Origin of the sequence: Streptomyces sp. NBC_00273, from assembly GCF_036178145.1 — a bacterium.
Taxonomy (GTDB): Bacteria; Actinomycetota; Actinomycetes; order Streptomycetales; family Streptomycetaceae; genus Streptomyces.
In genome coordinates this window covers 8,172,274-8,194,480 of sequence record NZ_CP108067.1, presented here as the reverse complement: position 1 = coordinate 8,194,480, position 22,207 = coordinate 8,172,274, and the positions used below count along the sequence as shown (strand labels likewise).

11 protein-coding genes are annotated in these 22,207 nt (G+C 73.8%); 6 read left to right on the top strand and 5 right to left on the bottom strand.

Annotated features, from left to right (window positions below):
• Positions 1 to 658 precede the first annotated feature (658 nt).
• Genes OG386_RS36615 through OG386_RS36605 form a run of 3 tightly spaced genes read right to left on the bottom strand, consistent with a single transcriptional unit; the run spans position 659 to position 2,551 of the window.
• On the bottom strand, positions 659 to 1,123 hold the full coding sequence (locus OG386_RS36615; protein ID WP_327386732.1) for a hypothetical protein: 465 nt from the start codon (positions 1,121 to 1,123) through the stop codon (positions 659 to 661).
• Between the two features lie 32 nt (positions 1,124 to 1,155).
• A complete protein-coding gene (locus tag OG386_RS36610) occupies positions 1,156 to 2,190 on the bottom strand; it encodes a DUF6745 domain-containing protein (protein WP_328793486.1) in 1,035 nt (344 codons plus the stop codon).
• A gap of 34 nt (positions 2,191 to 2,224) precedes the next feature.
• On the bottom strand, positions 2,225 to 2,551 hold the full coding sequence (locus tag OG386_RS36605; RefSeq protein WP_189734523.1) for a hypothetical protein: 327 nt from the start codon (positions 2,549 to 2,551) through the stop codon (positions 2,225 to 2,227).
• 167 nt (positions 2,552 to 2,718) lie between these two features.
• Between OG386_RS36605 and OG386_RS36600 the strand changes: the two genes are divergently transcribed.
• The 6 genes from OG386_RS36600 (at position 2,719) to OG386_RS36575 (ending at position 9,435) form a co-directional block, all read left to right on the top strand.
• Positions 2,719 to 3,678, top strand: a complete 960-nt coding sequence (locus tag OG386_RS36600) for an STM4015 family protein (RefSeq protein WP_328791662.1) — start codon at positions 2,719 to 2,721, stop codon at positions 3,676 to 3,678.
• Between the two features lie 10 nt (positions 3,679 to 3,688).
• A complete protein-coding gene (locus OG386_RS36595) occupies positions 3,689 to 4,813 on the top strand; it encodes an STM4014 family protein (protein ID WP_328791661.1) in 1,125 nt (374 codons plus the stop codon).
• 25 nt (positions 4,814 to 4,838) lie between these two features.
• Positions 4,839 to 5,645 (top strand): STM4013/SEN3800 family hydrolase, encoded by an 807-nt coding sequence (locus tag OG386_RS36590; RefSeq protein WP_328793485.1) that lies wholly within the window; start codon positions 4,839 to 4,841, stop codon positions 5,643 to 5,645.
• Positions 5,642 to 7,003 (top strand): STM4012 family radical SAM protein, encoded by a 1,362-nt coding sequence (locus OG386_RS36585; RefSeq protein ID WP_328791660.1) that lies wholly within the window; start codon positions 5,642 to 5,644, stop codon positions 7,001 to 7,003. Before OG386_RS36590 ends, OG386_RS36585 begins: the two co-directional genes overlap by 4 nt.
• A 5-nt stretch (positions 7,004 to 7,008) precedes the next feature.
• On the top strand, positions 7,009 to 7,908 hold the full coding sequence (locus tag OG386_RS36580; RefSeq protein WP_328791659.1) for an STM4011 family radical SAM protein: 900 nt from the start codon (positions 7,009 to 7,011) through the stop codon (positions 7,906 to 7,908).
• A gap of 441 nt (positions 7,909 to 8,349) precedes the next feature.
• A complete protein-coding gene (locus OG386_RS36575; RefSeq protein ID WP_328791658.1) occupies positions 8,350 to 9,435 on the top strand; it encodes an alpha/beta hydrolase-fold protein in 1,086 nt (361 codons plus the stop codon).
• Between the two features lie 17 nt (positions 9,436 to 9,452).
• Here OG386_RS36575 and OG386_RS36570 read toward each other — a convergent pair whose 3' ends face one another.
• Both OG386_RS36570 and OG386_RS36565 read right to left on the bottom strand, forming a co-directional pair.
• Positions 9,453 to 11,153 carry an ABC transporter ATP-binding protein gene (locus OG386_RS36570; RefSeq protein WP_328791657.1) on the bottom strand — a complete coding sequence of 567 codons (1,701 nt, stop codon included), beginning with the start codon at positions 11,151 to 11,153 and terminating at the stop codon, positions 9,453 to 9,455.
• The gene (locus tag OG386_RS36565) at positions 11,140 to 22,194 is read right to left on the bottom strand and encodes a non-ribosomal peptide synthetase (RefSeq protein ID WP_328791656.1); all 11,055 of its coding nucleotides are present in this window, start codon (positions 22,192 to 22,194) and stop codon (positions 11,140 to 11,142) included. The genes OG386_RS36570 and OG386_RS36565 overlap by 14 nt, the downstream gene beginning before the upstream one ends.
• Between the last annotated feature and the right edge of the window lie 13 nt (positions 22,195 to 22,207).

The window sequence follows — 22,207 nt, the reverse complement described above, 5'->3', positions numbered from 1 at the left end:
GCTTCACTGGCGAAAGCGCCTCAAATTGGGACATAAGGTATGACTCTTCGGGGTGAGGTAGACGCACCGCAGCGGCTCAGAACGGTGGACGTTGCGGGCCCACCCGTTCGGAACAGTCACCCGCGGGGCGGCGGGGCGGGTGTTCGCGCAGGTCGGGGGGCGGCGAGGGCTGGGGCGAGGGCGAATCTGGAACGGGCCGTCGCCGACGTCGACCGCGTGCTGGGGCTGCAGGAGACCCGGCCCGGTCGGGGTGGTGGCGCGGCGCTCGCCTGCTTCCACGGCACCCAGTCGATCGGTGGCAGCGCCTACGGCGTGGCCTGCACCGGCGGGGATGGCGGCTTCCCCGCGACGACTGGTACGCCGCCGCCATGCCCCTCGCCATCGAGGAACTCGTCGCCCCGGGCGTCCCCGCCCGGGTGCGGTCCGTCGCGTCGTGCCTGATCGCCGGTGCGGCGCCCCTTCGGCGGCATCGCCGACACCCTGCTCCGCACCCACGACGCCCGGCGCCCGACCGCCTCCGGCCCGCCGACCGCACGGTGTTCACGACGCACCCGCTGAGCGTGGCTACGGGGCCTGCGGGCCGGCCCTGTTGCTGCGTTCCCGGGCGAGCCCCCACCGCGACCTGGCGTTCCTCGAGTTCGGGGCCAACTGCCGCCCGCTACTTCTCCACGATCGGATCCAGCACCACGGAACCGGGCAGCGCCGCGGCCATGTCGTGGGCGTAGACCCCGGGCTGCACCCAGAAGAACCAGTTTCCGGCGGCAACGAAGGTGTGCCGGTAGGCCCGACGCCCCGTCGCGATCGAGTTTCCGATCTCGTCCCGGCCGAACCGGGCCGTGCTCAGCACCTGGATGTAGTTGGAAACGGTCGTTCCGCGGTGCTGCACTTCACAGGTGGCGTCCGAGCCGAACGCGTTCTCGTTCCGCAGGGTCACCTTGCAGTCGAATCCGCCCCTCGCCAGAGCGGCGACCACGTCGTCGACCGACGCGTACTCGGGTCCGGTCGGCACCTCGCTCGGCATCGGTGTCAACGGCTCGGGACCCCGGTCGCCTCCGACGAGACCGCAGCCGCTCAGCGTCAGCAGGAGCCCCAGCAGGAACGGCATGGACTTCCGTGTCCGCATGTGTCAGTTGCTCCTCGGAGGTCGGGGGGCGGTCACGTCTCCCGGAGCGGTGCGTACGCCTCGGGTCCGATGCCGAACGTCCAGGCCACGCCCTGGCGGGCCGTCCGGGTCGTCGGCGGGACCCGCAGCCAGTAGGTGCGGCTGGTGCCGTCGGGCTCCGGGGTCGAGTTGACGACCTCCACCATCACGACGGCCTCGTCGTCCGGCATGGGTATGCGCCACAGGACGCCCGTCTCGTCCCGGTGCACGGGGGCGGCCCCCGACTCCCGCAGATAGCGGTCGTAGCCGTAAAACTCCAGCATCACCCGGCGCAGTTCGGCGTTCTCCTCCTCCCGGATCCGCTCCGGCGTCAGCGTGCCCAGTCCCGCCAGGAACTCGGCAGGAACGGGCATGCCCCGCCACGCGTGCAACGCGAACCCGTCGGGGAACGCCAGCGCCGGCCCGTCCCCGCGGTCCAGCCTGCCCGCCTCGTCGCGGTGCAGCTCCGTCGGGCGCTCGCACAGCACGGCCAGCCGTTCGTAGGGCCACCACCAGCCGGCCGAGCGGGCCAGGACGCCGAGTCCGTGCAGGGGCGTGCCCTCGCGCGTGTCGAAGGCGCACAGCCAGGCCGCGTCGTGCTGCCCGAGCACCGCGTCCAGGAGCAGCAGCCGCAGCGACCGCTCCTCGGCCGCGGGCGCTGCGGCCCCGGCCGTCAACTCCTCGACGAGACCGGTGCGGATCCGTTCCGCCAGGCGTTCCGTGTTCTCCCACAGGCGGCCGCCCGTCGCGCTCCAGTGCCGCCCCCAGCCCTGCGGGCCGAGCCGCCGCTGCACCCGGTCCCGTTCGGCCGCCCACGGCGCGCTGCGCACCGCCTCCCGCACGCCGCGCCCGCGCGCGGCCGGCCCGCACGGCCCGTCGTCCCCGCCGAGCAGGTGCACCGCCTCCCGGGGCGAGCCCGCCCAGACGATCCGCTCCGGCTCCGCCAGACCCGCGGCCCGGTACGCGAGGCGCACCCCGGCCTCCGCGGCTGCCCGATCGGCCGGCCCGGTGGCCGCCGCGGCCGTCCGCCACACGTCGATGTCCGTCAACACGATCCCCGATCCCCCATCGTCCGACACGCCGTCAGTCCGCCACGATCCGTACGGATCCGGGTATGTACTCCCGCTGCCGCACCACCCGGTACCAGCCCTTGGGCAAGGGGATCGCGGCGTGCTCCTCGTGCACCACCCGCCCGCCGTCCGGGAGGTGCAGCAGCAGCGGGCCGAAGGCCCCCGGTTCGCGGACGAGCCGCCCGGGCCCGAGCACGGCGTGGGCGTGCCCGGTGACCTCGCCCAGCGCGAGGACCATCCGGCCCCGCCCGTCCCGCGGCTCCTGGTCCGCGTCGGCCGCGTGCGGCGGCACCGCCGACTCGTCCAGCGGCACGATGAGCACGTCCCCCTGCCGGTACATGGGTGTCCCCTTCCCCCCGCGCCGCCCGGTGCGCCGCGTTCTCCTCCGAAGGTAGGGGGCGGGTCTGACAACGGCCTTCTTCCCGGCCCTGCCTCGGCCCCTGTCAGCGCCCCTTGGTACAACTTGCAGCACATCGGACGCGACAGGCGAGGAACGGCGGACACCCCATGAGTCACCCGAGACACCTGACGGAATCGTGCGGGCTGCCCGTCTTCGATTTCCCGAGCCCGGAGGACGCTGACACGACTCCCCTGCCCGCGGCGGACGCCGTCGCCTGGCGGATCTCCAGCGACAGCTACGACAGCGAGGAGAGCTGGACCGAGGCGTTCGCCCGGTTCCGCGCCGCGGTCGACACGACGACGGTCCGGGCGATCGTCGTCGGCTCCTGGGAAGAGGCTTACGAGAGCGGGCCCGAGGAGATCATCGGGGCCCTCCTCGACGCACGTCCCCACCTGCCCGCCCTGCGCGGCCTGTTCCTCGGGGACATGCATTCCGAGGAGTGCGAGATCTCCTGGATCACCCAGAGCGACGTCGGTCCGCTCCTCGACGGCTTCCCCGAACTGGAGGAGTTCGGCGTGCGCGGCGGCTCCGGGCTGGTCTTCCCCGCCGTCACGCACCACAAGCTGCGCTCCCTGACCGTCGAGACCGGCGGCATGCCCGCCGAGGCGGTCCGCGGCGTCGCCGCCAGTGACCTGCCCGCCCTGGTCCACCTCGACCTGTGGCTCGGCACGAGCGAGTACGGCGGGGACGCGACGGTCACCGACCTGGCACCGATCCTCGACGGCGACCGCCTGCCGAGCCTGCGTCACCTGGGCCTGCGCAACAGCGACATCCAGGACGAGATCGCCACCGCCGTCGCGTCCGCTCCCGTCGTCGCGCGCCTGGAGACCTTCGACCTGTCGATGGGCGTCCTCACCGACCAGGGCGGCGCCGCCCTGCTCTCCGGCCAGCCCCTGACGCACCTCAAGAAGCTGGACCTGCACCACAACTACCTCGGCGGGCCGCTGCGCGAGCGCCTGCAGGAGGTCCTGGGCGGCGCCGGCGTCACCCTCGACCTGGACCGCGGCCACGCCGAAGAGGACGAGGACGACGGCCGCGTCTGGCGCTACGTCGCCGTCGGCGAGTAGCGCGCGGGCCATGACGCACCACGCACCACCGCCGCGCTGGGCGGTCGTCGGCAACCCGGAGAACCGGCGCGTCGCCCTGTTCTCCGGGGCGGTGCGCGACGCGGGGCTGCCCGCGCCGCGCGTCGTGCCCTGGACGGACGTCCTGCGCGGGGGCGGCGCCGCCTTCGCCGCCGACGAGATCGTACGGATCGAGTCGCCCGGGGAGAACGCCGAGGTCGACCGGCTCCTGCGGGGCGCCGGGGACCCCACTCGGGTGGAGGGCGGGGCCCGCTGGTACGCCGCCTTCACGGCGGCCGTCCGGACGCTCACCGGCGGCCGGCGCCTCGACGACCCCGACGAGCTGGCCGTCCTCTTCGACAAGCGGCTCTGCCACGAGGTCCTCGCCCGCGCCGGCGTCCCGGTTCCGCGGTCGCCGACCTCCGGCGGCAAGGCTCCGGTGCGCGGCTGGGACGACGTACGGGCCCTCATGGCCGCGCACGGCATGCCCCGGGTGTTCCTGAAGCCGGCCCACGGGTCCTCGGCCTCCGGTGTCGTCGCCGTCGAGACGGCCGGCAGGGGCCGGATCAGGGCGACCACCTCCGTGGAGGGCGCGGAGGACGGCCGGCTGCACAACTCCCTGCGGGTACGGCGCCTCACGCGCGAGCCGGAGGTGGCCGCGCTGGTCGACGCCCTCGCCCCCGACGGGCTCCACCTCGAACGGTGGTGGCCCAAGGCCTCCCTCGGGGACGGGTCGGCCGACCTGCGCGTGGTCGTCGTGGCCGGTCGGGCCACCCACGCCGTGGTCCGCACCAGCCGGACCCCCATGACCAACCTCCACCTCGGCGGCCGACGCGGCGACCTCGCCGCCGCGGTCCGGGCCGCGGGCCCCGCCTGGGCCGAAGCCCTGCGGACCTGCGAGCGGGCCGCGGCCTGCTTCCCGGGCACCTTGTGCGTCGGCGTCGACCTGTTGCCCGCCGTCGGTTGGCAGCGGTTCGCCGTCGCCGAGGTCAACGCCTTCGGCGACCTCCTGCCGGGCCTGACCGGACTGCCCGGCAGCGGCGCCGAGGGCCAGGACACCTACGCCGCACAAGTGGCCGCCGCCATCCGAAGACACGTACAGCACCACCCCCCGAGGAACCACCGTGCACCCGCCTGAGACCCCAGCGCTCCCGCTCCCCGACATGAACGAGGTCGTCGGCCGCGACGACCTGCTCCTGCTCACCCTGGACACCCTGCGCCACGACGTCGCCGTCGAACTGGCCGCCGCAGGGCGCATTCCGAACCTGGCCCGGCACCTGCCCGGGGGCGTCTGGGAGAAGCGGCACGCCCCCGGCAGCTTCACCTACGCCTCCCACCAGGCGATGTTCGCCGGTTTCCTGCCCACCCCCGCCCGGCCCGGCCCGCACCCCCGGCTGTTCGCCGCCCGCTTCGCCGGCAGCGAGAGCACCGCCGGCCGCACGTACGTGTTCGACACCCCCGACCTGGTGTCGGGCCTGGCCGCGGCCGGGTACCAGACGGTGTGCATCGGTGGCGTCGGCTTCTTCAACAAGCAGGGCGCGCTGGGCGACGTACTCCCCGGCATGTTCCAGGAGAGCCACTGGGAACCGGCCTTCGGCGTCGCCTCGCCCACCTCCTTCGAGGCGCAGGTCGAGCGGGCCGAACAGGTCGTGGCCGCGCTCCCCGCCGACCAAAGGCTGTTCCTCTTCGTCAACGCCTCCGCGCTGCACCAGCCCAACTGGTTCCACCTCGCCGGTGCCACCGCCGAAGCGGGCGACACCCGCGCCACCCACGCCGCCGCCCTCGAATACGTCGACCGGCACGTCGGCCGGCTCCTCACCGCCATGAGCTCCCGCCGCCGCTGCTTCGCCATCGTCTGCTCCGACCACGGCACCACCTACGGCGACGACGGCTACACCGGCCACCGCCTCGCCCACGAGGCCGTCTGGACCGTGCCGTACGCCCACTTCTTCCTGGAGCCGTCCGCATGACCGCCCCCGCACCCGCCCCGCTCGCGCCCACCGCGCCGCCGGGCAGCCCGTACAGCGCCTACGTGTACGCCTACCCCCACAAGACCGCGTACCGGCCGCTGCCCGAGCGGCCCGCCCTGCGCGACCTGTGGCACGGCGAGCGCAAGGAGGCCCTCTCGCTCTACCTCCACATACCCTTCTGCGAGGTCCGCTGCGGCTTCTGCAACCTCTTCACCCGCATCGGCGCCCCGGACGGGCTCACCGGGCGCTACCTCGACGCCCTGGAGCGCCAGGCCACCGCCGTCCGCGACGCCCTCGGCGACGACGGCCCGGTCTCCTTCGCCAACGCCGCCTTCGGCGGCGGGACGCCCACCTTCTTGACGGCACCCGAACTGGACCGGCTCTGCGACATCGCCGAGCAGCGCATGGGCGCCGACCTGCGCGCCGTCCCGCTCTCCGTGGAGACGTCCCCCGCCACCGCCACCGCCGACCGGCTCGCCGTCCTCGCCGAGCGCGGCGCCACCCGCGTCAGCATCGGCGTCCAGAGCTTCCTCCCCGAGGAGGCCCGGGCGGCCGTGCGCCCCCAGCGCCGCGCCGACGTCGAGGCGGCGCTCGGCCGCATCCGCGACGCCCGCGTCCCCGTCCTCAACATCGACCTGATCTACGGCATCGACGGCCAGACCCCCGCCACCTGGCGCACCTCCCTGGACGCCGCCCTGGCCTGGCGCCCGGAGGAGCTGTACCTGTACCCGCTGTACGTCCGGCCGCTCACCGGGCTCGCCCGGCGCACCGCCCTGACCGACCGGGCCTGGGACGAGCAGCGCCTGAGCCTGTACCGGCAGGGCCGCGACCACCTCCTCGCGCACGGCTACGAGCAGGTGTCGATGCGCATGTTCCGGCTGGCCGGTACGGCACCCCAGGGCCCGGACGACCACGCCTGCCAGACCGACGGCATGATCGGCCTGGGCTGCGGCGCCCGTTCCTACACTTCCGCGCTGCACTACTCGTTCGACTACGCGGTCGACATGGGCGAGATCCGCGGCATCATCGACGACTACACCGCCACCGACGACTTCACCCGCGCCGTCCACGGCCGGCCCACCAACGGCGACGAGGCGCGCCGGCGCCACCTCCTCCAGTCGCTGCTCCAGGCACAGGGCATGCCGGTCGCCGACTACCGGGAGCGGTTCGGCGCCGACCCGCACGAGGACTTCCCCGCCGAACTGGCCGCGTTCGCCGCCCGCGGCTGGCTCGACCAGGACGGCGCGGGCCCGCTCCTGCGCCTCACGCCCGAGGGCCTGGCCCACTCCGACGCGCTCGGCCCCGAGCTGTTCTCACCGGCCGTACGGGCCGCGATGGCCGCCTACGAGGCCAAGTAGCCGCCGTGGACCTCACCCTGCTCTACCGCGGCCCGCTCGCCTCCTGCGACTACGACTGCCCGTACTGCCCCTTCGCCAAGCGGCGCGACACCACGGCCCAGCTGCGTGCCGACCGGGCCGCCCTCGAACGGTTCACCGGCTGGGCGCGCTCCCGCAGCGGGGAGGACCGGCTCTCCCTGCTGTTCACCCCGTGGGGCGAGGGGCTCGTCCGTTCCTGGTACCGCCGTGCCCTCGTCGACCTCTCGCACCAGCCGCACGTCGACCGCGTCGCCATCCAGACCAACCTCAGCTGCCGCACGGACTGGCTCGCGGAGGCCGACCCCGCCACGCTCGCCCTGTGGTGCACCTACCACCCGGGGCAGACCCCGTACGACCGCTTCCTGGGCAAGCTGCGCGACCTCGCCGACCGGGGCGTCCGCCACAGCGTCGGCATCGTCGGCCTCCCCGAGAACCTGGAACACGCACGCAGACTGCGCGCCGCGCTGCCCGCCCACGTCTACCTGTGGGTGAACGCGGCCGACGGCCACACCTACACCGACGCCGAGGCCGACACGTGGACGGCCCTCGACCCGCTGTTCCCGTACAGCCGGCACCCGCACCGCTCGGCCGGACTGCCGTGCCGCACCGGCGAGTCGGTGATCTCGGTGGACGGCGACGGCACGGTCCGCCGCTGCCACTTCGTCCGCGCCGAGCTCGGCAACCTCTACGACGGCACCTACCGGACCGCGCTGGGCCCGCGTCCGTGCCCGCTGACCACCTGCGACTGCCACATCGGCTACGTCCACCTGGAGACGCTGCCGCTCTACGACGTCTTCGCGGGCGGCGTCCTGGAACGCGTCCCGGCGGCCCGCACGCCCCTGGCGCCCCTGGTACCCCTGCTCAGGAGGCCCCCGGCAGCGGGCTGAACACCCTCCCGCCGGCCGTGCGCCGCGAGGGCGTCGACCACCAGCAGTGCCCGCCCGGTCGGCCATCGCGGCGTGGAGCTCGGCGTCCGGGGCGGCCTGGAGGCCGGCCACGGGGTCGGGGCCGGCATCGAGCACGAGAGGGACGTGGGAGTCGATCAGGCCCGGGAGCAAGGTGCCTTCGGGGAAGGCCAGTCGGGGAACCCCGGGGCCGGCCTGCGCCACGACCTCCGCGCGCGGCCCGGCCGCCGCGATCGGGCCCCGTCGTGCAGGACGGCCCCGTCCGCGAGCACCTGTCCGCCCGGACCCGTGACCATCCGACCCGCCGACACCACTCCCCGTACGACGCCCCTTCCGTCGATCAAGGTCGTCTTCCTCTCCCCGACCCCACCGGAACGCTATAAACTTAGGGCAGCCTAACTCCCGCTGCCGCTAGGAGACTTCATGCCCCCGGAGACCGCCTTCGCCGCATACGGGCTGCCCGGTGAGCCGGGGTCCGAGGAGTTCTGGGCGGCGGCCTCGGGGCCCGGGGCGGTGCCTGCCGAGGGCGGCGGCTGGACGACCCTGTTCCTGTGGCGGGGCGCCGCGGCCCGGATCGGCTTCGAGAGCTGGTCGCCGGAGGTCCCCCTGCGCCGCTGGGGCGACACGGACTGTTGGTACGCCGAGGTCCGCATGCCCGCTCGGCTGCGGGTGACCTACCAGTTCCTCGTGGGCGACGCCGCGCACGCCGACCCGTTCAACCCGGCCGGGGCGGGCGGTGACCGGTCCGTCGCCGCCACCCCGGACGCTCCGGCCCAGCCGCACTGGCCCGCCTTCGGGGCCGACGACGTACTGCCCCTGCCGCGGACCCGGCTCCGCTGGGCGAGCGAGCGGCTCGGCAGGCGGCGGACCGTACGGGTCCACGCGGCGGGCGGCGGCGGACCCGTGGTGCTGCTGCTGGACGGGGACGACTGGCTGTACCTCCACCCGGCCATGACCGCCTTCGACTCCGCCGTCGCCGCTGGTGAGACGCCCCCCGTCACCCTCGTCTTCCTACCGACGAAGGACCGGGAGGCCGAGTTCGGGTGCCGGCCGGAGCTGTGGGAGGCGGTCCGCGACGAACTGCTGCCGCTGGTCGCGGAGTCCGGCGTACCCGCGGACGGGGACCGACTGGTGGTCGCCGGGCAGAGCCTGGGCGGGCTGAGCGCCGTGTACGCGGCCCTCGAGTTCCCGGACCTGGTGTCCCGGGTAGCCTGCCAGTCGGCCTCGCTGTGGTGGACACCCGGCGCCGTGCGGTCGGCGGACCCCCTCGGCGGCCCGGTCGGCGGATCCGTCGCCGCACGCCTGCGGGAGCGCCCCGACCTGTCCGGCCTACGGATCGCCTTCGACGTGGGGGAACACGAGACGCGGATGCTGCCCCACTGCGAACTGGTCGAGAGCCTGGCCGAACGGGCCGGAGCGACCGTGCGGGCCTCCCGCTCGGCGTCGGGCCACGACCGCGCGGGCTGGCGCCAGGCCCTGCTCCGGGACGTGGCCTGGGCGCTCGGCTGACAACCGTCCCCCAGGGGTCAGCGGGCCACCGCCAAGCAGTACTCCTCGTCCCCGGCGAGGAGGTTGCGGTGGGTGTCCTCGGCCGTGATGACCCCGTCGTCCAGGACGAGCACGCGGTCGGCGGCGTCCAGGAGGGCCGGGCTGCTGGTGATCACGACCGTGGTGCGGCCCCGGCGCAGCTTCGCGATGTTGCGTGCGATGAGCTGCTCGGTGACCGCGTCCACGGCCGTGGTCGGATCGTGCAGGACGAGGACGTCGGAGTCGGCCGCCAGGGCGCGGGCCAGGGACAGCCGCTGGCGCTGGCCGCCGGAGAGGTTCGCGCCGCGGTCGCGGACCCCGTGGTCGAGTCCTTCGCGGTGGAGGGCGACGGCGTCGGTCAGCATGGACGCCTCGACGGCCTCGGCGACCGTGCGGCTGGTGCCCGACGGGTCGATGTTCGTACGGAGGGTGCCCGCGAAGATCTCTCCGTCGTACGGGTTCACCAGCATGTGCGCGCGGACCGCCTCGATCGACAGGGCGGCGAGCTCCTCCCCGCTGACCCGCACCGCTCCTTCGTACGCGTGCGGCGGGACCTGCACCGCCAGGATCGCGGCGAGGTCGGCCGCCGCGCGCGGCTGGTAGGCGGCGATCGCCACGAACTCGCCCGCCGGGACCTGGAACTTCAGGGCGCGCAGGGCCCCGTACCGGACGCAGTCGACCTCCAGGCCACCTCCGGCGGCCGGGCGCTCCGGCCCGTGGGTGGCCACCGGGGGCGCGGTCAGCACCAGCGCCATGCGCTCGGCCGAAGCGCGGGCCATCATCACGTACTTGGGCATGTCCGAGAACAACTTCAGCGGTTCCATGATGAACTGGGCGAGCCCGACGGCCATGACGAGCTCTCCGACGGTGATCCGGCCGTCGAAGGCCAGCCAACCGGCCGTCAGGGTCACGCCGGCGGCGAGCGCCGCGTTGAGGGCCGTCGCGGTGCCCGTGTAGGCGCCGTTCACCCCGGCCACGGTGATCGCCTGGCGCTTGGCCTCCGTGCTGACCTTCCGGTAGGACCGGAAGGCGGCGTGGTTGCCGCCGAAGCCGTGCAGCGGGCGCAGGCCGGTGATCAGGTCGGCCACCTTCGCGCCCGCCCGGGCCACCCGGGCCTGCTGTTCGCGCGTGCTGGAGCCGATCCGCCGGGACATCACGCTCAGGATGGAGAGGATCAGGGCGGTGCCCACGATCACCAGCAGGCCGAGCCGGACGTCGGCCAATCCCAGGGCGACCGCTGCGACCAGCACGGCGACCAGTGAGCTAATCAACAGCGGCACCACCTCGATGATGTCGGCCGTCTGGTCGGCGTCCTCGGTGGCGATGGTCAGTACCTCGCCGGACTTGAGGCCGGCGTCCCTGGCGACCGGCTCCAGCCCGCAGTCCGCGACCCGCACCCGCCAGCGGTGCGCCTCGGTCGTGTTGGCCTTCTGCAGGATGCGCATGCCGAACCGCCACGACAGCGACACGGTCGTGATGATCACGGCCAGCGCGCCGATCGACAGGGCGAGCGCACCGGGGCTGCGGTCCTGCATCGTGTGCTCGACGATCAGGCCGAGCGCGATGGGGAAGGCGGTCTCACCGGCCTGGTACAGGCCCATGAGGACGGTGCCCCAGGTCATGGCGCCGATGTTGCGGCGCAGCGCGGTCTTGAGGATGTCGGACCCCGGTCGGGGCCGCTGCGTGTCAGGACTTTTCATCGAGGTGACGGGCAATCATTTCCGGGGTTCGCAACGTGAAGAGATCACGGACCGTGATCACAGGACCGTACTCCCGGCGGAGCAGGCCGATCAGCCGCACCGCCAGCATGGAGTGCCCTCCCAGGGACACGAAATCGCTCAACGCGCTCACCTCGTCGTCGTCCAGGTCGAGTGCTTCGGCGAAGAACTCGCACACGACGGTCTCGGTCTCGGTCTCCGGGCCGCGCTCCCCCGCCGTGGTCAGCGTGCCGAGCGGCTTGGCCTCCGGCAAGGCCTTGGTGTCGGCCTTCCCGTTGACGGTCAGCGGGATGCGGTCGACCCGGGCGTAGTGCGTCGGGCGCAGGAAGTCGGGCAGTCCGGCGCCCACCTCGGCGGCGACCGCCGCCAGGTCCGGGCCGTCCGGGCCGCCGGGGCCGTCGGGGCCGCCGGGGCCGTCGGGGCCGCCGAGTACGAGGTAGGCGGCCAGCCGGTACGCGCCGTCGACCTGCGGGTCGGGCTGGGCGACCGCGGCGGTGAACCGCACCGCCGGGTGCGCGGCGAACGCGGCCTCGACCTCGCCCAGTTCGACGCGGTGTCCGCGGATCTTGACCTGCTGGTCGGTGCGGCCCAGGTACATCAGGTTCCCGTCGGGCCGCCGGGCCACCAGGTCCCCGGTGCGGTACATGCGTTCGCCTGGTGCGCCGAAGGGGCAGGCGACGAACCGGTCCGCGGTCTGGGCGGGCTGTCCGAGGTAGCCGCGGGCGATGCCGATGCCCGCCACGTACAGCTCTCCGGGGACGCCGTCCGGCAGCGGCCGCAGCCACGGGTCCAGGACGTACACGTCCGTGTTGTCGATGGCGACGCCCACCACCGGGTCCTGGCATTCGAAGGTGCCGACGCCCAGGGTGTTGATGGTGTATTCGGTGGGTCCGTACAGGTTGTAGCCGGCCGTGCCCTCGGTCTCGGCGAGCCGCTGCCACAGGGTCGGGGTGACGGCCTCGCCGCCCAGCAGCACCAGGGCCGGCCGCCGCTCGGAGTGGTCGAGCAGGCCCTCGGCCACCAGCTGCTGCGCGTAGGTCGGGGTCACGTTGATGACGTCGATCCCGTGCTCCAGGCAGTACTCGACCAGGCGCGGGGCGTCGCGGCGCAGTTCCTCGTCGCAGATGTGCACCTCGTGGCCGTCGGCGAGCCAGAGCAGCTCCTCCCACGACATGTCGAAGGCGAAGGAGACGGTGTGGGCGATGCGGAAGACCCGGTGGCCGTGGTCCGCCAGTACCGGCTCGAAGATCCGGCGCTGGTGGTTGATCAGCATGTTGGTCAGCCCGGCGTACTCGGTCACCACGCCCTTCGGCCTGCCGGTGGACCCGGAGGTGTAGATCGTGTACGCGGGGTGGCGCAGGCGGTCCGGGTCGTCGGGTGCGAAGGTCACGAACGGCTCGGCCTCGGGTAGGGGCCGGTCCAGTTCGATCAGGTCTCCGGTCAGCCGGGGCGATACGGCGCTCACGGTGAGGGTCACGTCCGGGCGGGCGTCCGCGACGATGGCGGCGATCCGCTCGTCCGGGTGGTCCAGCTCCAGCGGCACGTACGCGGCGCCCACGCGCAGTACGGCGAACAGCGCGACGATCGAGTCGAGGGAGCGCGGGACGGCGAGGGCCACCGTCGTCTCGGGTCCGATGCCGCGTGCGGCGAGCACGCCCGCCAGGTCGCGACTGCGGTCCCGGAGCCGCTCGAAGGTCATGGTCCGGCCGTGGGCGACGAGCGCGGTCCGCTGCGGATCGCGGTCGGCCGCCAGGTCGAACCGGTCGACGACGGTGTCCGTGCCGACCTCCGTGCGCACGGCGGACACCGGCTCGGGCCCCGCGCCCGGCAGCGCGCCGAGCGGCCCGGTGGTGCGGGCCATCTCGGTGAGCAGGTCCAGGTAGTCGTCGAGGAGCCGTCGGGCCGCCCCGGTGTCGTGGTCGCGGTACTCCAGCTTGACCGTGAGCCGGTCGCCGGGGGTGACGACCCAGGTGAACGGGTAGTGCGTGGAGTCGTCGGCCCGTACCGCGGTGATGCCGTGCCGGGCGTTCATCTCGGCGAACGCGTCCATGTCCAGGAAGTTCTGGAGCACGAAAAGGTTGTCGAACAGGGTGTCGTGACCGCCGGCCCGCTGGATCTCGCCGAGCCCGAGGTGCTCGTGCTCCATCGCCTCGACCCGGGCCGCCTGTACGGCCGTCAGGTAGTCCCGGACGGTGTCGTCCGGCCGGGCCCTGGTCCACATGGGCACGGTGTTGAGCAGGACGCCGACGACCTCGGAGAGGTCCTCGCCCTCGCGACCGGAGACGGTCACGCCGAACACGGCGTCGGCGCGGCCCGTGCGGGCTCCGAGCAGGAGTCCGAAGGCGCCGGTCAGCACCGAGTTGAGGGTGACGCCGTACCTCCGGGCGACGTCCCGCAGCAGCTGTGACCCTTCGGCGGAGAGGGTGTGCACGAGCGTGCGCGGCAGGTCGTCGACCAGGGCCGGCGCCGGTCCGGCGAGCAGCGTCGGACCGGACAGACCGGTCAGGTGCTGCGCCCAGAAGCGTTCCGAGACGGCCGGGTCCTTCGCGTCGAGCGCCCGGGCGTAGTCCTCGAAGCCGGGCGTGGCCGGGGCCGGGGGCGTCAGCTCGCCCGCCACTGCGGCCTCGTAGGCGTCGAACAGGTCCCGCAGCACGATCTCGCGGGACCAGCCGTCCCAGAGCAGCAGGTGGTAGCTGAGCAGCAGGCCGTCGCGGTCGCCGGGCAGCCGCACCACGGTCAGGCGGATCAGCGGCGGCTCGCCCGGGTCGAATCCGGTGTCGCGGTCGCGGGCGAGCAGGGCGTCGACCTCCGCGTCCGTCGCGAGGTCGACCGTACGGACACCGACCCGCCGGCCCGCGCCCAGGACCTGGACGGCCCTGCCGTCGTCATCGGTGGTGAAGCCGGCGCCCACGACCGGGTGCCGGGCGATCACCCAGGCCATCGCCTCGGCCAGTGCGTCGGTGTCCAGGCGCCGGTCGAAGGTGAACCAGCTCTGCGCGACGTAGTGTCCGGCCGGGCCCGCCAGCTGCGCCTGGAAGAACAGGCCGCGCTGGAGCGGGGTGACCGGGGCCGTGCGCTCGGCGGTCGTGGCGGCGACCGCGACGTGTTCCAGGGCGGCCCGCCAGTGCTGGGTGATCTCGTCGGGTACGCCCTCGGCGAGGCTGAAGACCGCGTGCAGGCTTCCGGTGGCCGCGTCCGTCCAGGCGTTGACCTCGACGGCGTACGGGCTGCCCTCGTCGACGCCGGTGAGGTGGAGGGCCTGCGACTCGCTGCCCCGGCCGAGGTAGTTGAACAGCACCTGCGGGCGGGCGGTGAGCAGGGGGGCCGTCTGCGGGTTGAGGTACCGGAGCCCGCCGTACGCGACGTGGGCGCGCTCGTCCGGCTGGCGTTCGGCGACCTCTCGGGCGGCGGCGACGGGGTCGGTGTGCGCGGTGAGGCGCACCGGGGCGATGGCGGTGAACCAGCCGACCGTGCGGGTGTAGTCGTGGTGTGCCGAGGCCGGGACCCGGCCGTGCCGCTCCAGCTCGATCGCCAGATCGGTGGGCGAGGGCTGGATGCGGGTGAGCGCGGTGCGCAGCGCGCCGCACAGCAGCTCGGTGAGGCCGACGCCGAGTGCGGGGGGCGCGGTGCGCGTCACGAGGTCGCTGACCTCGGGCGGGAGTACGACCGTCCTCTCGCGCGGCCGCTCGGCCACGGGCAGCAGCGGGGGTGCCTGGAGGGTGGTGATCCAGTGCCCGAGGCCGCCGGTCTCGTGGGCCGACCGGTCGGCCAGTGCCTGCGCGTACTCGGCGTAGGAGGTGGTCGGCGGCGCGAGCGGATTCCCGCGCAGGGCGGTGGCGATGTCGTCCAGGAGGATCAGCCAGGAGACGGCGTCGACGGCGAGGTGGTGCACGGTGACCACGAGGGTCCGGGTCGCGTCCAGCCAGGTGAACGCGATGACGTCACCGGCCTCGGGGTCGAGCCGCCCGGCGGCTTCGTCCGCGGCGGCCGTCGCGTCGGGCGCGTCGCTGCGTACGACGGTGACCGCGCGGGCGGGTTCGGTGCGCAGGGCCCACACGCCGTGCTCGGTGCGCAGTCGCAGCCGCAGGGCCGGGTGGGCGGCGACGACGGCGTTCGCGGCGCGCTCGGCGTCGGCGTGGCCGGTGCCCTCGGCCGTGACCAGGGCCCGGGCCTGGGCGAACCGGGCGAGGGTTCCGCCGAGTTCGCGCCGGCGCAGGATGATCGGGGTCGGTGTCAGCGGGCCGTCCTCGCGGGGTGCGGTGGCGGGGGCGGGTGCGCCGGGCACCGCGGGGTGCGGGGTGTTCGTCGCCAGGTGCTCGGCGAGCGCGCGCGGGGTCCTGAGCAGGAACACGTCCCGGGGGGCGATCGCGAGGCCCAGGGCCCTGGCCCGGTTGACGACGGTGATGGCGAGGATGCTGTCGCCGCCGGCCCGGAAGAAGTCGCTGTCGCCGTCGACGGCGGTGCCGGGCAGGGTCTCGGTGAAGACGTCGACCAGGGCGGTGAGCGCGGAGCCGGTCGTGGAACCCGTCGTGGAGCCGGTCGCGGCGGCCGGTACGTCGTCCGGTGCGTCGTGCGCCGCGGCGCGTGCGGTCAGGGCCTTGCGGTCCAGTTTGCCGTTGACCGTCAGCGGCAGTGCGTCGACGGGGAGGACCAGGCCGGGGACCATGTGGGCGGGCAGCTTCGAGGCCAGCACGCCGGCGAGGGCGGCGAGGCCGGCGGTGTCGAAGGGAACCCGGCCCACGACGTGCGCGACCAGGTGGTCCGCGCTGGCGGCCACGGTGACGGCAGCGTCGATGACGCCGTCGAGTTCGCGGATCGCGGCCTCCACCTCACCGAGCTCGATGCGGAAGCCCTTGAGCTGCACCTGGTCGTCGGCCCGGCCGGTGAACTCGAGCTCGCCGTCGAGGGCACGGCGGGCGAGGTCGCCCGTGTGGTACATGCGGGAGCCGTCGGCTGCGAACGGGTCCGCGACGAACCGGCCCGCGGTGAGGGACGGGCGGCCCAGGTAGCCGAGGGAGACCTGGTCGCCGGCGACGTAGATGGCGCCCACCCGGCCCGGCGGGACCGGTCGGAGCCGGTCGTCGAGCAGGTAGGTGACCAGGCCGGGGATCGGGCCTCCGATCGGGCTGGCCCCGGCGCCGGGGCGGAAGTCCTCGTCGGTCAGGACCCGGTGCGTGACGTGCACGGTGGTCTCGGTGATGCCGTACATGTTGACCAGCTCGGGCCGGGCCGTCCCGTGCCGCTCGACCCAGCCGCGCAGCCGCCCGGGATCCAGTGCCTCGCCCCCGAAGACGATCCGGCGCAGGGTGGTGACGGGTTGGTCGGCGTGCCGGTCGGCCTCGATGAACTGGTAGAAGGCGGACGGGGTCTGGTTGAGGACGGTCACCCCGCGCTCGCGCACCAGACGGTGGAAGTCGACGGGTGAGCGGGTCAGTGCGTACTCCGGCACGAGGAGCTCGGCCCCGTGCGCCAGCGCGCCCCACAGCTCCCACACCGCGAAGTCGAAGGAGTACGAATGGAACTGGACCCACACGTCGTGCGGGCCGAAGTCCATGTCGGTTCGCGTGTTCGCGAGCAGGGTCACCACGCTGGAGTGCGGGACGACGACGCCCTTGGGCCGCCCGGTCGACCCGGAGGTGTAGATCACGTACGCGGGATCGTGCCAGTCGGCTCCGGGCCCGGAGCCGTCCCCGGCGACCCGGGCGTCCTGCGGCGGCAGCTCCCCCTGTACGAGCACGCGGGCCGGTACGCCCGCCCGGGCCAGCAGCCGCGTGAAGCGGTCCCGGTGCTCCCGGTCCACGAGCACGACCTGCGGGGCCGCGTCGGCGAGTACGTACTCCAGGCGTCCGTCCGGGTAGGCGAGGTCCAGCGGTACGTACGCACCGCCCGCGGTGACGACGGCGACGAGGGCGACGACCTGTTCGAGGGAGCGCGGGACGGCGACGGCGACCCGTTCGCCCGGCCGGACACCGGCGGCGCGCAGGGCCGAGGCCAGCTCGTCCTTCGCGTCGGCCAGTTCGCCGTAGGTCAGCGACCGGCTACCGCCGTCGAGGGCGCACTGGGTGACGGCGGTGGCGGCCGGATCGCGGTGCGCGGCGGCGTCGAACAGCGCGCCCAGCGTCGTCGGGGTGATCGGTGCGGGGGTCCGGGTGCCCGTGGGAGCCAGGTCGTCGACGAGGTCGTCCGGCCGGGTGAGCAGGCCGGTGAGGGTGCGGGTGAAGGTGTCCAGGACCGTCCGGGCGGTCGACTCCCGCACCAGCGCGCCGTCGTAGATCAGGTTGAAGCGGGGGCGGCCGTCGAGCGCGCGCTCCACCACGAGGGTCAACGGGTAGTGCGGGGCGCCCTCGTTCACGATGTCGCTGATGACGAGCGTGTCCTGGGGGCCGCGCAGGTCCGCGACATCGGTCGCCACGTCGAACACCACCAGGGTGTCGAAGAGCGGGCCGGCTCCGCTCAGACGGCTGATGCGCGCCAGTGAGACGTGCTGGTGCGCCAGCACCGCGCTCTGGTGGTCCCGGACCGAGGCGAGCAGGTCGCGCGCCGGGGTGGTGGCGGTCCACCGGGCGCGCACGGGGATCGTGTTGATGAACAGGCCGACCATGTCCCCGATGCCGGGCACGTCCGCGTCGCGCCCGGACACCGTGGAGCCGAAGACGACGTCCCTGGTGTGCAGGAGGCCGCCGAGCGTGGCGGCCCAGGCGCTGTGCACGGCCACGCTGAGCGGCACACCGGCGGACCGGGCGGCCTCGTCGACGTCCCCCTCCGGCGAGGTGGCGGTGTCGGCGAACCGGTCGGACGGCGTGTGCCCCTCGGCGACGAGTGAGGGGCCGGGGAGTCCGGCGAGCTGTTCGCGCCACACCCGGTCGCTCTCGTCCTCGTCGCGTCCGGCGAGCCAGCGCACGTAGTCGGTGAAGCCGCCGAGCGGGTGCACGGTCCCCGGTGCGTGGTACTCGGTCAGCAGCGCGCGGAGCATCGGCGGCACCGACCAGCCGTCGGCGATGATGTGGTGCACGGTCTGCACCAGGACGCTGCGGGCGGGGCCCGTGCGGATCAGCGTGTACCGCATCAGCGGGCCGCTCGCCAGGTCGAACCCGGCGCGGCGGTCGCGCTCGGCGTGCTCGCGGATCTCCTCGTCGGTGATGCCGGGGCGGTCCAGGGTGGTGAACGGGGCCCGGACCCCGCCCTCCAGTACGGAGACCACGCGGCCGTCCGCGAGGGCCGTGAACCGTGCGGCCAGGTTGGGGAAGAGCGTGAGCAGTCGGGTGGCCGCCGCGGCGAGCCGGTCGGCGTCCACCTCGCCGTCCAGGGTCAGGAGCTGCTGCTCGACGTAGCTGCCCGCGGAGTCGTCGTCGAAGACCGAGTGGAAGTAGAGGCCTTCCTGGAGCGGGGTCAGCGCCAGGACGTCCCGCAGCGCCGGGCCGTCCAGCTCGTCGACGTCGGACTGGGTGAGTGCGGGCAGGGCGAAGTCGCTGGGCGAGTGGCCGCCCAGGCCGAGTGCGGCCAGGTCGACGGCGGCCAGTGCGGCCAGTCCGGTCAGGGCCTCGCGGAAGTACCCGCCGATGGTCTCGACGTCCTGGTCGCCGAGCAGCCCGTCGGGCCAGGAGAGGGTGGTGACCAGTTCGTACCCGCCGCCGGCCGCGGCGGGTTCGGCGATCGCGTTGAACTCCAGGGCGCGCGGCAGCCGCATCCGGGGGTCGCGCCTCTCACCCAACTGGCCCGTGGTGTGCGCGAGTTCCCAGTCGCCGGCGGAGCCCGCGTCGAAGCGGCCGAGGTAGTTGAACAACACTTGGGGTGCGGGCGCGTCGAATGCGGTGTCGGCCAGGTAGCGCAGGGCTCCGTAGGAGACGCCGTTGCTCGGCACCCGGGCGAGGTCCTCCTTGACCGCCTTGAGCGCGGCGACCAGGTAGGCGGGGGCCGTCAGGTCGGCGGCGGCGCCGGGGTCGACGGTCACCGGGAACAGGGTGGTGAACCAGCCGACGGTCCGCGACAGTTCCGGCTCGAAGCCGGCGGAGTCCGCCACGTGGCGTCCTTCGCGGCCGTGGCCCTCCAGTTCGACGTGCGCGAACGTCTGGTCCTGGCCGAGGTCGCGGCGCCATCGGGCGAGGGTGACGGCGAGCGCGGTCAGCAGGACGTCGTTGACTCCTGCGTGGAACCTCGCGGGGACTTCGCCCAGGAGCGCGGCCGTGACGTCGGGGCCGACCGAGAGGGTCGTCGTGCGTTCGCGGGCGACGGTGTCAGCCGCGGACAGCGCGCGCCGGCCCAGCGGCGCGTCCGCCCCCGGCAGGGCGCGCCGGTAGTGGTCGCGGTCGCCGTCGAATCCCGCGCGCTCCAGCAGCTGCGTCCAGCGCCGGAAGGAGGTGCCCACCGGGGGCAGGTCGATCGGCGCGCCCGAGACGTACCAGCGCCAGGCCGTGGAGAGGTCCTCCATCAGGATCCGCCAGGACACGCCGTCGATGACCACGTGGTGGGCGACCAGGACCAGTTGGCGCGCTTCGCTGCGCCAGACGGCGCGCAGCATCACGCCGTTCTCCGGGTCCAGCCCGGCGGTGGCGAGCGCGACGCACTCGTCGAGGGGCAGGTCGCTCTCCTGCCAGCGCGCTACGGCGTGGTCCGGCTCCGGGATCTCGAAGCTCCAGCGCTCGCCGCGCACCAGTTCGGCGCGCAGCATGTCGTGCCGTGCGACCACGGCGGTGAGGACGGCGTCGAGCGCGTCGGCCGTCAGGTTCGCCGGGGTGTTGAGCACCACCGACTGCACGAAGCCGTCGATGGCGTCCGTGGTCGCACCGAGCCACTGCACGATCGGCGATCCCACGACCGTGCCGGTGGCGACGTCGCCGTGGTCCACTGCGGCGGCCTCGCGGTCCGCGACCGCTGCCAGCGCGCCCACGACGCTGTTGGTGAAGATCTGGCGGGCCGTGACGTGGAGGCCCGCTTCGCGCAGGGCGCTCAGCAGGGAGATCGCCAGGATGCTGTCCCCGCCGAGCTGGAAGAAGTCCTGGTCGACGCCGACCGCGTCGCGCCGCAGTACCGCCGCGACCGCCGCGCACACCAGGCGCTCGTTCTCGGTGACGGGCGGGGCGAGCGCGCCGGCGCCGGTCTGGGGCTCCGGCAGCGCGCCCCGGTCGAGCTTGCCGTTCGCGGTGAGCGGGAACTCCTTCATCACGACGATGTGGGTGGGCACCATGTACTCCACCATGTGCCCGGTGGCCCACTCCTTGACCTCGTCGGCGCGCAGGTCCTCGCTCCCGGTGGCGGGGATCACGTAGCCCACGAGGTAGGTGCCGCCGGCCGCGTTCTTCTTCGCGACGACGCAGGTGTGGCGTACGGCGGGGTGCTCGGCGAGGCCGACCTCGACGTCCTCGATCTCCAGCCGCATGCCTCGGATCTTGATCTGGTTGTCGGCGCGGCCGAGGAAGTCCAGGGATCCGTCGGGGGCGAAGCGGGCGAGGTCACCGGTGCGGTACAGCCGGGACCCGTCCGTGGCGAAGGGGTTCGCGACGAACCGGGAGGCGGTCAGGCCGGGTGCGCCCACGTATCCGCGCCCGAGCAGGAACCCTCCCACGTACAGCTCGCCGCCGACCCCGAACGGGACCGGGCGCAGCTCGTCGTCCAGCACGTACAGCTGGGTGTTGGGGTTGGGCTTGCCGATCGACGTCGACAGGCGTTCCGCGGCGCCCCGGTAGATCACGTGCGAGACGCCGATGGTCGTCTCGGCCGGGCCGTAGCCGTGGTACATGGGTATGTCGAGGCGGGTGCGGAAGCGCTCGTACAGCTCCGGCGTCAGCACTTCGCCGCCGCACCACACGTGCCGCAGGCTGTCGAGGCGTCCGGAGTCGCCCGCGATCTCCAGCAGTACGTCCAGCATGGACGACACGAGGTAGGTGAAGGTGACGCGCTGCTCGGCGATCACGCTGAGCAGGTGGTGCGGGTCGCGTTCGCCGCCGGGGCGCAGGACCACGAGCCGGCCGCCGCACACCAGCGGCAGGAAGATCTCGTTGATGGAGATGTCGAAGGACAGCGGCGCCTTGAACAGGGACGCGTCGTCGTGGCCGAAGCCCAGGATCTCGTCGACCTGCCACAGCAGGCGCTCGCTGATGGCCTCGTGGCGGATCATCGCGCCCTTGGGCCGGCCGGTCGACCCGGACGTGAAGATCACATAGGCCAGGGCGTCGCCGGGGACGGTGAGGGCGGTCCCCTCGCCGGGGTAGGAGCCGAACCGCCAGTCGCCGAGGTCGACGGGCACGGCTTCCGGTTCGTCCGGGGCGTGCTCGCCCGAGTCGTTGAGCTGCAGGACGACGCGGGCGTCGGCGATGACGACGGAGCGGCGCGCGGCGGGCCACTGCGGGTCGAGCGGTACGAACGCGGCTCCGGCCTGGAGCACGCCGAGCAGGCTGATCACCATGGCGGCGGAGCGGTCCAGGGAGATGGCGACGATCTGTTCGGCGGTGATTCCGCGGGCGATCAGGTGGTGGGCCAGCTGGCCGGAGAGCTCGGCCGCCTGACGGTAGGTCAGCAAGCGGTGCTCGTCGACGATGGCGACGGCGTCCGGCCGCAGGCGGGCCTGCTCGCGGAACATCTCGACGATGGTCGGGCGGATCCGGTCCGCCCCGGTGTCGTTCCACTCGGCCAGGGTCGCGAGTCGCTGCGCGACACCGGACGGGCCGATGGTGGAGAGGGGTCGGTCCGGGAAGTCGGCCAGGTCGTCCAGGGCGAGCTGTGCGTCGGCCGGTACGACGCCTTCCGGGAGGCTGATGCTGCGGCCGTCCTCGCCGTCCGGGCCGTCGGTCCCGACCTCCCAGCCGGCCGCTGCGGCACCGCCGTTGTCCGCCCAGCCGAGGACGTCGGCGAAGAGGGTGCCGGGGGTGAGTTCCAGGCCGTCGGGGCTCTGTCCCGTAGCCCAGTAGGCCAGTGCGATGGCGCAGGCCCGGGCGATGGTCGTATCGCCGTAGTCACCGGATCGCCGGCGCACGTCGGCCAGGCGGGTGGCAGGAAGCAGCACGAGACGAGCGGTCGATTCCGTCATCGGAGGCTCAACG